This is a genomic window from Nostocoides sp., assembly GCF_037045025.1.
In the GTDB taxonomy this organism is placed as follows: domain Bacteria; phylum Actinomycetota; class Actinomycetes; order Actinomycetales; family Dermatophilaceae; genus Nostocoides_A.
The window spans coordinates 173,497-187,467 of the sequence record NZ_JBAOHM010000011.1; the positions used below are offsets into that span (position 1 = coordinate 173,497).

General features: G+C 68.1%; 12 protein-coding genes. 6 read left to right on the forward strand and 6 right to left on the reverse strand.

The window, feature by feature from the left end:
• Positions 1 to 2: 2 nt before the first annotated feature.
• The gene (locus tag V9G19_RS11905; protein ID WP_462285635.1) at positions 3 to 611 is read right to left on the reverse strand and encodes a TMEM165/GDT1 family protein; all 609 of its coding nucleotides are present in this window, start codon (positions 609 to 611) and stop codon (positions 3 to 5) included.
• 37 nt (positions 612 to 648) lie between these two features.
• On the opposite strand from V9G19_RS11905, the gene pheA reads away from it, so the two are divergent.
• The 4 genes from pheA (at position 649) to efeB (ending at position 5,073) form a co-directional block, all read left to right on the forward strand.
• On the forward strand, positions 649 to 1,593 hold the full coding sequence (gene pheA, locus V9G19_RS11910; protein WP_462285636.1) for a prephenate dehydratase: 945 nt from the start codon (positions 649 to 651) through the stop codon (positions 1,591 to 1,593).
• 145 nt (positions 1,594 to 1,738) lie between these two features.
• Positions 1,739 to 2,584, forward strand: coding sequence for an iron uptake transporter permease EfeU (gene efeU, locus V9G19_RS11915; RefSeq protein WP_462285637.1), 846 nt, complete (start codon positions 1,739 to 1,741; stop codon positions 2,582 to 2,584).
• Between the two features lie 58 nt (positions 2,585 to 2,642).
• The gene (gene efeO / locus V9G19_RS11920) at positions 2,643 to 3,803 is read left to right on the forward strand and encodes an iron uptake system protein EfeO (RefSeq protein ID WP_462285638.1); all 1,161 of its coding nucleotides are present in this window, start codon (positions 2,643 to 2,645) and stop codon (positions 3,801 to 3,803) included.
• Positions 3,784 to 5,073 carry an iron uptake transporter deferrochelatase/peroxidase subunit gene (efeB, locus tag V9G19_RS11925; RefSeq protein WP_462285639.1) on the forward strand — a complete coding sequence of 430 codons (1,290 nt, stop codon included), beginning with the start codon at positions 3,784 to 3,786 and terminating at the stop codon, positions 5,071 to 5,073. Before efeO ends, efeB begins: the two co-directional genes overlap by 20 nt.
• Before the next feature lie 1,034 nt (positions 5,074 to 6,107).
• Here efeB and V9G19_RS11930 read toward each other — a convergent pair.
• The 4 genes from V9G19_RS11930 to V9G19_RS11945 form a co-directional block, all read right to left on the reverse strand.
• The gene (locus V9G19_RS11930; protein WP_462285640.1) at positions 6,108 to 7,103 is read right to left on the reverse strand and encodes an ABC transporter ATP-binding protein; all 996 of its coding nucleotides are present in this window, start codon (positions 7,101 to 7,103) and stop codon (positions 6,108 to 6,110) included.
• A gap of 18 nt (positions 7,104 to 7,121) precedes the next feature.
• Positions 7,122 to 7,550, reverse strand: coding sequence for a hypothetical protein (locus tag V9G19_RS11935; RefSeq protein WP_462285641.1), 429 nt, complete (start codon positions 7,548 to 7,550; stop codon positions 7,122 to 7,124).
• Positions 7,551 to 7,705: 155 nt separating this feature from the next.
• A complete protein-coding gene (locus V9G19_RS11940) occupies positions 7,706 to 8,707 on the reverse strand; it encodes a 1-acyl-sn-glycerol-3-phosphate acyltransferase (RefSeq protein ID WP_462285642.1) in 1,002 nt (333 codons plus the stop codon).
• On the reverse strand, positions 8,698 to 9,531 hold the full coding sequence (locus V9G19_RS11945) for a patatin-like phospholipase family protein (RefSeq protein WP_462285643.1): 834 nt from the start codon (positions 9,529 to 9,531) through the stop codon (positions 8,698 to 8,700). The genes V9G19_RS11940 and V9G19_RS11945 overlap by 10 nt, the downstream gene beginning before the upstream one ends.
• A 139-nt stretch (positions 9,532 to 9,670) precedes the next feature.
• Here V9G19_RS11945 and V9G19_RS11950 point away from each other — a divergent pair, with 139 nt between their 5' ends.
• Positions 9,671 to 11,089: a L,D-transpeptidase family protein gene (locus V9G19_RS11950; RefSeq protein WP_462285644.1), complete on the forward strand. Its 1,419-nt coding sequence runs from the start codon at positions 9,671 to 9,673 to the stop codon at positions 11,087 to 11,089.
• 69 nt (positions 11,090 to 11,158) lie between these two features.
• Complete coding sequence (gene zwf, locus V9G19_RS11955) at positions 11,159 to 12,586, forward strand: glucose-6-phosphate dehydrogenase (RefSeq protein WP_462285645.1); 1,428 nt, start codon at positions 11,159 to 11,161, stop codon at positions 12,584 to 12,586.
• A 91-nt stretch (positions 12,587 to 12,677) separates the two neighbouring features.
• On the opposite strand, the gene V9G19_RS11960 is transcribed toward zwf, so the two are convergent.
• Positions 12,678 to 13,958, reverse strand: a complete 1,281-nt coding sequence (locus V9G19_RS11960) for a diacylglycerol/lipid kinase family protein (protein ID WP_462285646.1) — start codon at positions 13,956 to 13,958, stop codon at positions 12,678 to 12,680.
• Between the last annotated feature and the right edge of the window lie 13 nt (positions 13,959 to 13,971).

The following is a 13,971-nucleotide window of genomic DNA, read 5'->3' on the forward strand; positions in this document are numbered from 1 at the left end:
GCTCAGCGCACCAGCTCGATCACCGTGAGGGTGGCGAGCAGCAGGCAGACGATGCCGCCGATCCGGCGGATGGTCGCCAGCCGCAGGTAGCGCAAGACCGTGCGGCCAAGCGCGGCGGCGAGCGCGGCGATCAGCGCCAGCGCGGTGAACGAGCCAACGCCCACCGAGAGCGGATCGTGATAGCGCGCGGCGAGCGAGGCGGTCAGGATCTGGGAGAGGTCACCCCACTCGGCGAGGAAGAGCACCAGGAAGCTGGCCCCGACCGCACGCAGCCCGGTCGCCGGCGCGCTGGCCTTGGCGGCGAATTCCTCCTCGGCCTCGGCTTCCTCGGCGTCGGCCTTGGACGCGCCCCGCAGGAGGAGTAGGCCGCCGAGGGCAAACATCGCCGCCGCCAGGATCTGCACCGGCTGATGCGGCAGCCGGGACAACAGCCCGCCCAAGGTGACCGCCACGGCCGTCTGGACGAGGAAGGCCGACGCGACCCCGAGCCAGACCTGGAGCGGGGGATAGCGAGTGGCGAGGACCAGCGTGGCGATGAACGTCTTGTCGGGCAACTCGACCGGGAAGATGAGCGCGAAAACGATCGCAGCGGTCGCAATGCTGAACGTCATCGCGGGCAAGCGTAGCCGCACCTTTAAGCTTCCGCCCGTGCCCACGCCCACCACCGCCCGTTATGGCTACTTCGGCCCCGCCGGAACCTTCACCCAGATGGCGCTGCTCGACTGGGGGCCGGCGCGCGGGGCCGAGCATGCGGCATACGCCTCGGTGGATGCGACGCTCGCGGCCGTCCGCGAGCGGGCGGTCGACGCGGCCGTTGTGCCGATCGAGAACTCGGTCGAGGGCGGCGTGAGCGCGACCTTGGACAACCTGGCCACGGGCGAGCCCCTGATTGTCGTCGGCGAGGTGCTCGTCAAGATCCGCTTCGTGCTGGCGGCCCGTCCCGGCACGACGCTCGATCAGATCCGCACCGTCGGCACGCACTCGCACGGCTGGGCGCAGGTGCGCGGTTGGATGGCTGGCCACCTGCCCGAGGTCACCTATGTCCCGACGCTGTCGACCGCCTCGGCCGCGGTCGACCTCGCGCCGGGCGGCGAGGGCCGGCACGATGCCGCGGTGTGTGCGCCGATCGCCGCGAAGCAGGCCGGCCTGGAGGTCCTCGCGGACGATATCGGGGATGTCAAGAAGGCGGTCACCCGCTTCGTCGTCGTGGCTCGGCCCGATCACATCCCCGCGCCAACCGGCGCCGACAAGACGACGCTCGTCCTCTATCAGCGGGCCGATCACGCGGGCGGGTTGATGGGGTTGCTGGAGCAGTTCGCGGCCCGCGGGATCAATATGACCCGTCTGGAGTCGCGACCGACGAAGCACTCAATGGGCGACTACTGCTTTTCGGTCGACATCGAGGGCCACGTCCAGGACGAGCGGGTGGGTGAGGCGCTGATGGGCCTGAAGCGGGTGTGCGCCGACGTCGTCTTCCTCGGCAGCTATCCCCGCGCGGATCGCGCCCGGGCCCACATTGCGCCGTTCAACGCCGATGGCGACTTCCGCGCCGCGGCCCGCTGGCTGGATGGCATCCGCGGGCACGTCGGCTGAATCCGCAGTGTTGGCAGAGGTCACCGCACCACCACTGCGAAACTGCGTGACCTCTGGGCCATGGGGTAGTGAGACTGGATTGACGCGGGAAGTTAGGTTAGGCTTACCTTAGTTCTCCCAACCCTCGGTCGACCGGAGTGACGTCATGCTGCTCAGCAATGCCCTCGTCGGGCTGCGTGAGGGACTCGAGGCCAGCCTGGTCGTGATCATCCTCATCGCCTTCCTCGTCAAGACCGAGCGGCGGTGGGGGCTGCGTTGGGTCTGGGCGGGAGTCGCCACCGCGGTGGTGCTCTCGGTCGCCCTCGCCGGCGCCTTGACCTATGGCACCCGGCAGCTCTCCTTCGAGATGCAAGAGCTGATCGGAGGCAGCGCCTCGATCCTCGCCGTTGGCTTCGTGACCGCGATGGTGTTCTGGATGCGCCGCGCCGCGCGCACCCTGTCCGGCGAACTCAAGGGGTCGATGGACCGGGCACTCTCGGCCGGAGGCCTGTGGGTCGCGCTCGTTGCCTTCCTCGGCGTCGGACGAGAGGGTCTGGAGACCGCGATCTTTTTCTACGCGACCGCGCAGGCGGCAGGCGCCGGGACGCTGACTCCGCTTCTTGGCTGGGTGCTGGGTATCGGCGGCGCGGTCGTGCTCGGGGTCTTGATGTATCACGGCGCGATCCGCTTCGACATCGGGAAGTTCTTCCGCTACACCGGGATTTTCCTCGTGATCGTGGCTGCCGGCATCCTCGCCTATGGCATCCACGACCTGCAGGAGGCCGCTTTCCTGCCGGGCCTGAACGCCCTCGCCTTCGACGTCAGCCACCTCATCGAGCCCGGCGGCTGGGTGGCGACCCTGCTGAAGGGGATCGTCAACTTCACCCCGGCGACGACCTGGCTGCAGGCGATCGCCTGGAGCGCCTATATCGCGATCGTCCTGCCGCTCTTCCTGCGCCCGATGCGCGCGCCCGTGCGCCCCCCGGTGGCGGCTTCCGCCTCGGCGCGCTGACCCACCCTCGTCCACCCTCCTGCCCGTCAAACCCGATCTTGTCCAAGGAGTTTTCTGGATGTCAGTTCGTATGCCGTTGCCGCCCAGCCTCGCTCTCGCCGGCGCCGCCGCGCTCGCGTTGAGCGCGTGCGGGGGCGCGGGCACAACCGCCAGTTCGGCCGGTGGTGATGGGTCCGGTGCCGGCCCGATCGCCGTGACCGCGACCGACACCGAATGCACGGTCGCGACCAACACCGCAGCGGCCGGGACGATCGTCTTCCGGGTCACCAACGCCGGCAGCAAGATCAACGAATTCTATGTCTATGCCGAGGGCGACCGGATCGTCGGCGAGGTCGAGAACGTCACGCCCGGGCTGAGCCGGGACTTCCACGTCACTGTCGCCGAGCCGGGAGACTATCAAACGGCCTGCAAGCCGGGGATGGTCGGTGACGGCATCCGGGCGGCGTTCACGGTGACCGGTGACGCACCGGCCCCCAAGACCGCCGATCAGGACCTGCAGGCCGCCGTCGCCGGCTATCAGCGGTGGGTGGGCAGCCAGGCGGACGCTTTCCTCGCGCGCACAACGGAATTCGTTGCTTTGGTCAAGGCCGGCAAGGTGGCGCAGGCCAAGGCGCTCTATCCGGTCGCCCGGTCCTATTGGGAGCGGATCGAGCCGGTCGCCGAGTCCTTCGGCGACCTCGACCCCAAGATCGACGGCCGCGAGGACGTCATTGAGGAGGGGATGGAGTTCACCGGCTATCACCGGTTGGAGAAGGACCTCTGGGTCGACGGCCTGCAGGACGACAGCGACGCGATCGCCGACCAGTTGCTCGCCGACGTCACCGAGCTGGTCGGCCTGACCAAGAAGGTCGAGCTCAACCCCCTGCAGCTGGCCAACGGGTCCAAGGCGCTGCTCGACGAGATCGCCACGGGCAAGGTCACCGGGGAGGAAGAACGCTACAGCCACACCGATCTGTGGGACTTCGAGGCCAACTTCGAGGGCTCCAAGCAGGCCATCGCCGAGCTGCGACCGTTCTTGACCACGCAGGCACCCGAGCTGGTAGCCGAGATCGACGCGACGGGCACCTCCCTCGGTGACCTGCTGGAGACCTACCGTGACGGTGACGGCTTCGTGCTCTACACCGACCTGACCAAGAAGGACGTCAACAAGCTGACCCAGGCACTGGATGCCTTCTCCGAGAACGTTGCCCAGGTGGCCGGTGTCGTTGCCGAGCAGTGAGCTGCGCGCGTCGGTCACCAGCCGGCGCGGGGTGATCGGCACCGGGGCGGGACTCGCCGTCGGCGCGCTGGCGGGCGGAGCGGCATACGGGCTGATGCGGGAGGAGATGCCCGCCGCGCACCCCGCGGGCCCGGCCGTCCCCGACGGCCAGGTGCCATTCCGCGGGGTCCACCAGGCCGGGATCGTCACACCCGCTCAGGACCGGATGCACTTCGTCGCGCTCGATGTGATCACCGAGGACGGCGAGCAGCTGCGTGCGCTGCTCACCGCGTGGACCCTGGCCGCCGAGCGGATGACGTATGGCGCGGAGGCGGTCCCCGGCGGCTCGGTGGGTGGCGGACCGTACCGGGTGCCGGCCGACACCGGGGAGGCGCTCGACCTGCCCCCGTCCAATCTGACGATCACGATCGGCTACGGTCCCAGCCTGTTTGACCGCTTTGGGCTGGCGCACCGCAAGCCGGCCGGGCTGCGGGAGCTGCCCGGGTTCCGCGGTGACGACCTCGATCCGGCGGCGTGCGGCGGCGATATAGCGATCCAGGCGTGCGCGGATGATCCGCAGGTTGCCGTCCACGCGGTGCGCAACCTGATCCGGCTCGGCTTCGGGGTCGTCGCCGGCCGCTGGAGCCAATTGGGTTTTGGCAGAACGAGTTCGACGAGCACCAGCCAGGCGACGCCGCGGAATCTGTTCGGCTTCAAGGACGGCACCGCCAACATCAAGGCCGAGGATGCGGCCGCCTTGGCGCGGCACGTGTGGGTGGCGGCCGAGGACGTGCCCGGCGCGGCCGAGTGGATGACCGGTGGCAGCTATCTCGTCGCCCGCCGCATCCGGATGCACATCGAGGTCTGGGACCGCACCCACCTGCAGGAGCAGCAGGACGTCATCGGCCGTGGCAAGCTCGCCGGCGAGCCGCTGGGGCAGAAGGCGGAGTTCGACGCGATCAACTTCTCCGCCAAGCGAACTGACGGGGAGCCGGCGATCCCGCTCGCCTCCCATGTGCGCCTCGCACACGCCGACAACCTCGACGGCATCAAGCTGCTGCGCCGCGGCTACAACTTCACCGACGGCTCCGACGGCCAAGGTCATCTGAACGCCGGGCTGTTCTTCATCGCGTTCATGCGCGACGCCCACGCCCAGTTCGTCCCGATGCAGCGCGCCCTTGCCGCCCGGGACCTGCTCAACGAATACATCGAGCACACCGGCTCGGCCGTCTTTGCCTGCCCGCCCGGTCTTAGCGAGAGCCAGGACTGGGGCGCCCAGCTCTTCGGGTGACCCGGGTGCCGCAACGCATGGTGGCGAGCATTCGACGCTATGTGCGCCGCTTCACGAGATCCGATCGTGTGTGTCGAACATAGGCAAGGCCAACGAGAAGTGCGGTTGTCCCAACAAGATAGGCGGTCGCGTGCCAAAGTGAGAAACCCCTCGAGGCGAGATCACACCCATAGCCCGCATTCGGCGGACACACCGTGTAGGTGTAACTACCGCGGCCGTAAATGAAGCCAAAAACATTGCTCAACATGGTCCATGGGCTGAGATGAACTAAGGCGGCCCATGCCTGAGGTGGGAGTTCTACAAGGGTGGTCCAGATTGCGATGGCGGCGATTCCGCCCAGTGCTGATCTCGCCAACATCCCCACACCGAATCCGAGAATCGCTGCCAAAAAAACTATACCGGCAGCGCGCGCCGCGGCTGGCGCAACCGGGCCCCACTGGAATTGGTGCCGTTGGGTGCGAGCCAGCGCCCAGGCAAGTGCACCACCTATGCTCCCCACGAGTACGCCCAACGCCATGTGCTGGGTCGCCCACGCCCCGGTTGCACCCAACCGTTCGCGAAAGTATCGTCCCTTGACTTGGTTGACTACTGAATCCAGGTCGACATTCGAGGACGTGAAGTCCATTCCGGTGCCCAACAGCATTCCGCCGAACGCGGTGGCGCAAAAGACCAGCGAAAGCCATGCAAACAAGCGCACGGCATCCTTGGGTGACGCTTCGTTAAGCCGGACATATGCAGACCGCTGCGGCTCTTCTGCACCACAGTCGTATGACGGTGGTAGTGAACCCGTGACCTTTGCCTCCTCGCATCCACGCAGTCGGTCTGCGCCGTCCTGGGCCCACTGCGCCTGGGCTTGTTCCCATTGCTCCTCCATTGCGGCGACCTGGGTCGCGGGTGGAGGACGGTGATCCATCCAAAAGCCAATTAGCAGTGCCGTGCCAACAACGCAGGCGATCGCATGCGCCGCAAGCGCAACCGGTCTGGCTGCCGTTCGCGCGAAGTATCGGGGACGTGCACGATTCCATGTCAATCCCTTAACGGACACCGATTGACCTCCGCCTCGATTGGCGCGCTGGGAGCGCGGACGGGTGCGCGTTCTGGCTTGTCGCGGTAACGAAGAATTCTTCAAGGGAAGTCGACGCGGGTATCACCCGGTCGGGGAATAGTTCGGCACCGGCCAGACAGCGGACGATGACTTGTGAAGGAGCGCCAGTCACGCGCAACGCGTCGTCGTCCTCTGCCGTGTGGCCCCAGCCCCGTTGGGTGAGTGTCTCGGCGGCACGGTCGCGATCGTCCGCACTCGGGAACCCGACAATGACTGACCGTGGAGCGCGGAGGAGCTGACCCATGGATCCAGCCGCAACGACCCGTCCCCCTTGCAGGACCGTCGCCGAATCCGCGATCGGTTCCAACTCGTAAAGTTTGTGACTCGACACCATGACGAGCTTTCCCCCGTCGGCGAGTTGGCGCATCAACTGTTGCATTCGTGTAGTGCCGTCGTAGTCGAGTCCGTTTGTGGGCTCATCGAGGATTAGCACCTGCGGATCATGGATCAGGGAGGCGGCCATCGCCAAGCTCTGGCGTTCGCCGGTGGAGTACTGGCGGGTTCGGCGGTTTACGAAACGGGAAATGGAGCATAGCTCGACGACATCTTCCACGCGGCTCAACGGCACCCCCGCTCCGCGGGCGAGTACCGCTAGGTTGTCGCGGCCGGAGAGCTGCTCGATGAATCGCGGCTGCTCTAGTGCCGCGCCAAACGAGCCCCGGATGACTCGGTCTATTGACACCCCCGCGAAGCTCACGTGGCCCGAAGTGGGTGAGTATAATCCAAGAATTATTCTCATCAGTGTGGACTTACCGGCGCCGTTGGGTCCCAGGAGAGCGTGCACCTCGCCGCAGGAAGCCCGCAATTGGACGCCGTCAAGCAACAGTTTCTGCCTGCGTCGAAAACCACTGACGACGCTCTTACTGACTGCATCCACAACCAGGTCGTCGCCGGAACCTGTCGGCGCAATTGCGGGCCTTCCCACGTCGATAATCCGGCAAGATCAGAACGTGGTGGTTCTCGTTGAGCAGGTGGAATCAACCGGCTGGTCGGCGTTTACCCATCCGTATCCATAGGTGGCCTTCGCCTTCGGCACGTACGTGTCCACTTCCTTGCGGTGCGAGACTCCACCCGTTACGTCATCGCCCGAGGTCCACTGCCAATAGGTGTGGTTGTCGGTATCCCTGACCCGAAGAACTACGTTGTTGTACGTAGCGTCGTTGTTGATCGTGTACGTCATGTAGTCGACGTACCACTCGTCGGTGTCGCCGGTGATGTAGCGGAGGGTGACGGTGAAATCCTCGCCGTCGGCATAGCAGTGCCCGCTGACGACGTAGGGAGCCCGTTGGCCTTCAGTGGCAGCCGCATCGGAAGGGATGGTCGCCAGGGCTAAGGCCCCCGCAAGCGCCGCACCCACATACTTCCTTGCCATCTCTCTCTTTCTCTCTCTCGATTGGCGAGGACCTGGGGATTGTTGGCCCCCATGTGCAGTCAACGCTCAGGCGTGCAGGCTCGCAACCGGAGGGAATGTGATGCCGCTCACCGCCCCGTCGCGGTCGCAAGTCGCCCCGTCCGGTTTTGTCGGGCCTAGTCGCGGCCCTCGACCCAGGTGTCGATCTCGGTCCAGCGCTGCGCGAGCCAGGCCTCGATGGCGGCAGGGTCGCGGGGGACGGACTCGGCGGCATACGTCCAGGTGTGGACGAGGAAGGGGTGCTCGAAGGGGATCGCGGCATAGATGTCGCGGACGCCGGTCAGCCGGCCCAGGCCGGCGTGGGCGACGATCATGACGTCGGCGTCGGGGCGGGCCTGCAGGGTCGCGATGACGCCTTTGGTCTTGGGCGGCAACACATTCCGCAACCGCTCCGCCTGCTTCACTCGGGCCGCCTGACCGCGTTCACGCAACCGGGCGATCAGCCGAGAGCGCCGCGAGGGACTGAAGTTCTGCCCCTCGGGGAACATCAGCAAGGCATCGTCGCGCCCGAGCGAGTCGGCCAGGCGGCGCACGCCGCTCAGCCGGTCATCCCCGGCGCCGGACAGGGACGGGACGAAGTCGGAGCCGAGCCGGGTCAAGATCAGGTCGATTCCGGGATCCCAGCGCAGCGCGTCGGCCAGCACGATCCGCGGGAGTCGCCCGGCGGTGCGCGACAACAGCCAGGCCACCGCCAGCGAGTCCGCCGGCCCGGCGTGCCGGGCGAAGGCGAGCAGCGGACGCTCCGGGTCACCGAAGTCCATCACCGTATCCAGCCGCACCTCGAACCCGACCCACTTCTTGCCCACCCGCATCGCGGTGTCGAGGACATCGGCCAGCAGCTGTTCGTGGTCGGCCTTCCAGGTCGGTCCGCTGCCGCGGGGGTCGGCCAGCCGCAGCCGCCAGCATCCGGAGAGCAGCTGCACGTCCAACCAGACGACGAGCAGCGTCAGCCCGGTGGCGCGGAAGAGCCGGGCCCTCCGGTCCACCAGCGACGCCACGGCGCCCGCAACCAGGACCGGCAGGCCGAGGATGGTCGTCAGGATAGCCACGCTCGGCCACACCAGCCGCAGCAACCGCCGCACGATCACCGGCGGCGGCCGCACCGAGGTCAGCGCCACCGCTCGACTCCCTCCAGATAGTCGATCGACGCAGCGTATGCCGCGTCCATCCGCTCGCGCATTCGCTGGCCGCGCGCCTGCGCGATCGACACCGTCGGGGAGCTGCTCACCCCGCTCGGGAGGATGTGCAATGCGACATCGTCGGGCACCGAGGCGATCTCGTCGACGAACCGGTGCCGGCGGGAGATCTCGAAGGCCACAGCCGCCACCGCCCACGGCGTCGTTGGCGGCTTGAGTTGCTGCTCGACCCTCCCCACCTGGAGCACGTAGATCTCGCTGGCGCCGAGGGAGAGCGCCCGCCCGACCGGGATCGAGTGCACCAGGCCGCCGTCGAGATAGTGCCGGCCGCCGATCTGCACCGCGGCGAACAGGCCGGGCACCGAGCAGGACGCGAGCACCGGCGGAGCCAGCGGGCCGGAGTCGAACCACGTCGCCGCGCAGTCCTCAATCTCGGCGGCCACACACTGGAAGGGCACGGTCAACTCCTCGAACGTCGTGACCGGCAGATAGCGCTCGACGAGCAGCTGCAGCGGGGCGTGGGAGAGGACATGGGTGCGGTTGCGTGGGATCTGTGCCACCTGACGCAACGGCCGCTGGGTGAACAACCCCTTGCGGACCACCTCGTGCCACACCTCGCCGAGGCGGTCGGCGCCTGCCTCGCTGGGGTCGGCAGCGGCGAAGGCCCCGTTGAGGGCGCCGATGCTCGTGCCGAGCACGAGATCGGGGGTGATGCCGGCGCTTGCGAGGGCGCGCAGCATGCCGACCTGGGTCGCCCCGAGCACGCCGCCGCCGCCGAGCACGAAGGCCGTTGTGCGCGAACTCACCCGCGACAGCCTATTCATCCCCGCGTAACCGAGCGTCGCGCAGAGCGGACACGGCGAGCCGCCGTGCCGGGAATGCGGCATACTGGGGCATTCGTCTGGGCGGCTGTGACCTGCGGTCGCAAGGAGGGGCAAGCACACCGTGAACAAGCGCGCCAAGGTTCTCGTCTCGTCGGCGGTCGCCGTTCCGCTCGTGTTGGCCAGCGGGGCGACCGCGTATGCCGCGCACTACCGGCACCGGGCGCTGCCGGGCAGCAGCATCGCCGGGCTCGACGTCGCCGGCATGAGCCGGGACGAGGTGGCCACGGCGCTGCGCGAGCGGGCCGCGGGGGTCGCCGTCGACGTGAGTTCGTCTGCCGGCTCCGGCAAGGCCTCGCTCGCCGAACTCGGGTATGCCGTCGATGTCGACGCCAGCGTCGAGCGCGTCTTCGACGCCAACGGTGACTGGTCGGCATACGCCCGATCGCTCTTTGGCGACTCGCCGGTCGATGTGGTCGTCACTCGCGACCCTGCGGCCTTCGACGCCTATGTCGCCAAGCTGGCCGCGAGCGAGGTGCGGCCCGCGACGAGTGCCACGGTGGCCCGCGCCAAGGACAAGAAGTCCTTCGCCGTGACCCCATCGGTGACCGGCCACGCCGCCGACGCCACGGCGCTGCAGGAGGTAGCCGCGCGGGCGGCCAATTCGTTGACGTCGGCGTCGGCCTCGGTCGCCATCGTCGACCAGGCCCCCGAGGTCACGACGGCCGAGGCCAAGGAGGTCGCCGACGCGGCCAATGCGCTGGTGCGTCGCCCGGTCCAGATCAGCGCCGGCAAGGAGAAGTTCACGGCGTCCACCGGCGAGAAGGCGTCCTGGGTGAGCATCCCCGACCAGGACGGCGAGCCGGTCGAGCCGGTCGTCAGCCGCAGCCGGGTCGCGTCGTGGGTGGCCAAGGCCGTCAAGTCCGTCGACACCGAACCCCAGGACGGCAGCCGGCACCTGAGTTCGAAGGGCAAGGTGGTGCGAGTCGTCACGCAGGCCGTTGACGGCGTCAAGGTGACCAATGCCGACGACGTCGCCGCGAGCATCGTGACCGCCTTGGACGCTGGCTCGGACGCCAAGACGCGCTTCGCGACCAAGACCCTGAAGGCGACGTGGACCGAGCGCACGCTCGCCCCGGGCGCCGAGAACCTCGCCTACCCCGCGGTGGCGGGCGAGAAGTGGATCGACCTCAACCTCTCCCGGCACACGATGACCGCGTATGTCGGCGGCTCGACCGCCTTCGGGCCGGTCCTGATGGTCAACGGGGCTCCGGCAACGCCGACGGACGTCGGCACATTCAGCATCTACTGGAAGAACCCGCTGATGACGATGCGGGGCCAAAACGCCGACGGCACCGACTACGAGACGCCCGACGTGCCCTGGTCGTCGTTCTTCAACGGTGGCGAGGCGTTGCACGGGGCCTACTGGCGATCCAGCTTCGGGTATGCCGCCTCGCACGGCTGTGTCAACCTGCCGATCCCGACGGCCAAGTGGGTTTATGACTGGGCGCCGGTCGGCACCCCTGTGGTCTCCCACTACTGAACTCCGGTTACCGCTCGCGGCTGCGGGTCAGCGCTGGCGCCCGCGCCGCACCGGGGCCAGGATGGGCGCATGGCTGCCCCGCTGACCGTCATCCTCTTCGGTGCTACCGGTGATCTATCCAAGCGCAAACTGATCCCCGGGCTGCTCCACCTCTTCCAGAGCCGGCTGCTCGACGACATGCGCGTGGTGGGGACCTCGCTCGACGACATCAGCGTGGACGCCTTCCGGGACCTGGCACTGGTCGCCATCCGCGAACACAGCACCCGGACGCTCAAGGACGAGGACTGGGCCGAGTTCAGCAAGCGCCTCGACTACGTCCCGCTGTCCGCCGGCCCCCAGGCGCTCAAGGACGCCGTGCTGCGCGCCGAGGAGGAACTGCCGGGCGACAACGAATTGCGGCTGCACTACCTGTCGGTGCCGCCCAAGGCGGCCCTCGCCGCCGTCGGGATGATCCGCGACGCCGGATTGGTCGAGCGCTCGCGGATCATCATGGAGAAGCCGTTCGGCACCGACTACGCCTCCTCCCGCAAACTCAACAGCCAACTGCACGAGGTTTTCGACGAGGAGCAGATCTTCCGCATCGACCACTTCCTCGGCAAGGAGGCGGCGCAGAACATCCTCGCCTTCCGCTTCGCCAACGGCCTGTTCGAGCCGATCTGGCACCGCAACCACATCGACCACGTGCAGATCGATGTCCCGGAGACGCTCGGGCTGACCCAGCGCGCCGACTTTTACGAGCACACCGGCGCCTACCGGGATATGGTCGTAACCCACCTGTTCCAGGTGCTGGCCTTCACCGCGATGGAGCCTCCGACCGCGCTGGAGCCGGCGGCGATCAACCGGGAGAAGACCAAGGTCTTCCGCTCGATGATGCCGGTCGAGCCGGCCAATGTCGTGCGCGGCCAATACCAGGGCTACCGACTGGAGCCGGGCGTCGCCGCCGACTCCGAAACTGAGACCTTCGTGGCGCTGAAGTGCTTCGTCGACAACTGGCGCTGGGCCGGCGTGCCGTTCTTCCTGCGGACCGGAAAGCGGATGGCCGAGGGTGCCCGGATCATCTCGATCGCGTTCAAGGAGCCACCGCGTTCGATGTTCCCGCCCGGTTCCGGCGTCGGCGACCATGGCCCGGACCACCTGACCTTTGACCTGTCCGACCAGCCGCGGATGTCGCTGTCGTTCTATGGCAAACATCCCGGTCCGGGCTATCGCCTCGACAAGCTGTCGATGCAGTTCGCGATGTCGGAGACCACGTGGGCCGGCGCGCTCCTGGAGGCCTACGAGCGGCTGATCTATGACGCCACCCGCGGCGACAGCACGCTGTTCACCTCGGCCAGCGGAGTCGAGCGCCTCTGGGAGATCAGCCAGCCACTGATCGACAACCCGCCGATCGTGCGGCCGTACGACCCGGGCACCTATGGCCCCAACCAGATCCACCAGCTGATCGCGCCCTTCGCCTGGCGGCTGCCCTTCGAGCGCAAGTGGCGCGAGCCGAGCTGACCAACCCCGCCGACCCCCAACCCCGCCGAGGTCTGCACTTTTCGCTGAGGTCGTACGAAATTTAGTACGACCTCAGCGAAAAGTGCAGACCTCAGGGCATGTGGTGGCCGGTGCTCGCGCTCGAGGCGTCCTCGACGCGCGGGCGCACCTCGACGGTCGCGCCGACCCGCACGAGGAGGGCGCGCGGGGCGAGTTGGACGCGCACGTGCGCCGCCTCGCCGATGATGTCGCCGTCGACCTGGACGACCGTCGGGTTGTCGGTCGTGACGTCAAAGCGCAAGCCCGTATGCCGCGCCATCCGCTCGTGGCGCGCCTTGCGATCGAGCGTGAGCACCCGAGCGAGAATGATCACCCAACCGGCAAAGCCCTTGGGCGAGAGCAGAACACAGTCGAGCACGCCGTCGTCCGGCTGGGCATCGGGCATCAGGTTGATCCCGCCGGTGAGACGGCCACAGTTGCCGACCAGCACCGTGCGCGCATAGGCCCGCACGGGGTCCCCGCCGTCGACCTGGACCTCCACCTTGAACCGGGGCCCGAGCATATTGCGCAATCCGGTGGCGACATAGGCCGGCCAGCCCATCTTGGCCTTGGCCTCCGCGGTGGTCTCGGCCATGATCGTCGCGTCCAACCCGACGCCGGCCATCACCAGGAAGTGATGCCGGATCGGCTCGTCCGGTGCTTCTGCTTCGGCCGCGGCTGGAGCCGCGAGTGCCTCGGGCGCCGAGGAGTCGCCCGCTGGGTCCGCGGCGGCGGGCACCGCCTCCGCGGCGAGCGCAGCCTCCGCAGCGAGCGCGGCCTCGGTGGAAGCCGTCGGCGGCTGCGGGGTCGGCGGGTCGAGGCTGACCCAGCCGACGTCGATCGGGCGGTTGCGGCCCTGCAACGCCAGGCGCAACGCGGCGGAGAGGTCGTCCAGCGGCAGCTCGAGGTTGCGCGCCAGCAGGTTGCCGGTGCCGGCGGGCAGCAGGCCGAGCGGCGTGTCGGTTCCGACGAGCGCGGTGGCGACCGCCCGGACCGTGCCGTCGCCCCCGAGCGAGGCGACCATGTCGACGCCCTCGGCGAGCGCCAGCCGGGTCTGCCCGGTCCCGGGGTCTTCGACGGTCGTCTGATAGATCAGCGGCGGCGCCCAGGCCAACTCGTGGGCGATCCCGTTGAGGCGGTCGGTGACCGCGTCGAGATCGGGAAACTTCGTCGGGTTGACGACGACCGCGAAGCGCCGCTGCCGCGGCTGGGCACTCATCCGGCGGAAGCTGTCCCGGTGCGGCCGCGTGGCCACCGGGCGTCCCGGTCGGATGTTCGCCGCCAGCACGAGCGCCACCGCGACCAGGCTCGCGCACACGGCGAGGACGAGCACCAGGGCGAGGGCGTTCGTCACGGAGGATGAAACT

Coding starts and splice junctions, on each gene's coding strand:
- V9G19_RS11905 (WP_462285635.1), bottom strand. CDS start 611: ATGACGTTCAGCATTGCGACCGCTGCGATCGTTTTCGCGCTCATCTTC.
- efeU (WP_462285637.1), top strand. CDS start 1,739: ATGCTGCTCAGCAATGCCCTCGTCGGGCTGCGTGAGGGACTCGAGGCC.
- efeO (WP_462285638.1), top strand. CDS start 2,643: ATGTCAGTTCGTATGCCGTTGCCGCCCAGCCTCGCTCTCGCCGGCGCC.
- V9G19_RS11935 (WP_462285641.1), bottom strand. CDS start 7,550: ATGGCAAGGAAGTATGTGGGTGCGGCGCTTGCGGGGGCCTTAGCCCTG.
- zwf (WP_462285645.1), top strand. CDS start 11,159: ATGGCTGCCCCGCTGACCGTCATCCTCTTCGGTGCTACCGGTGATCTA.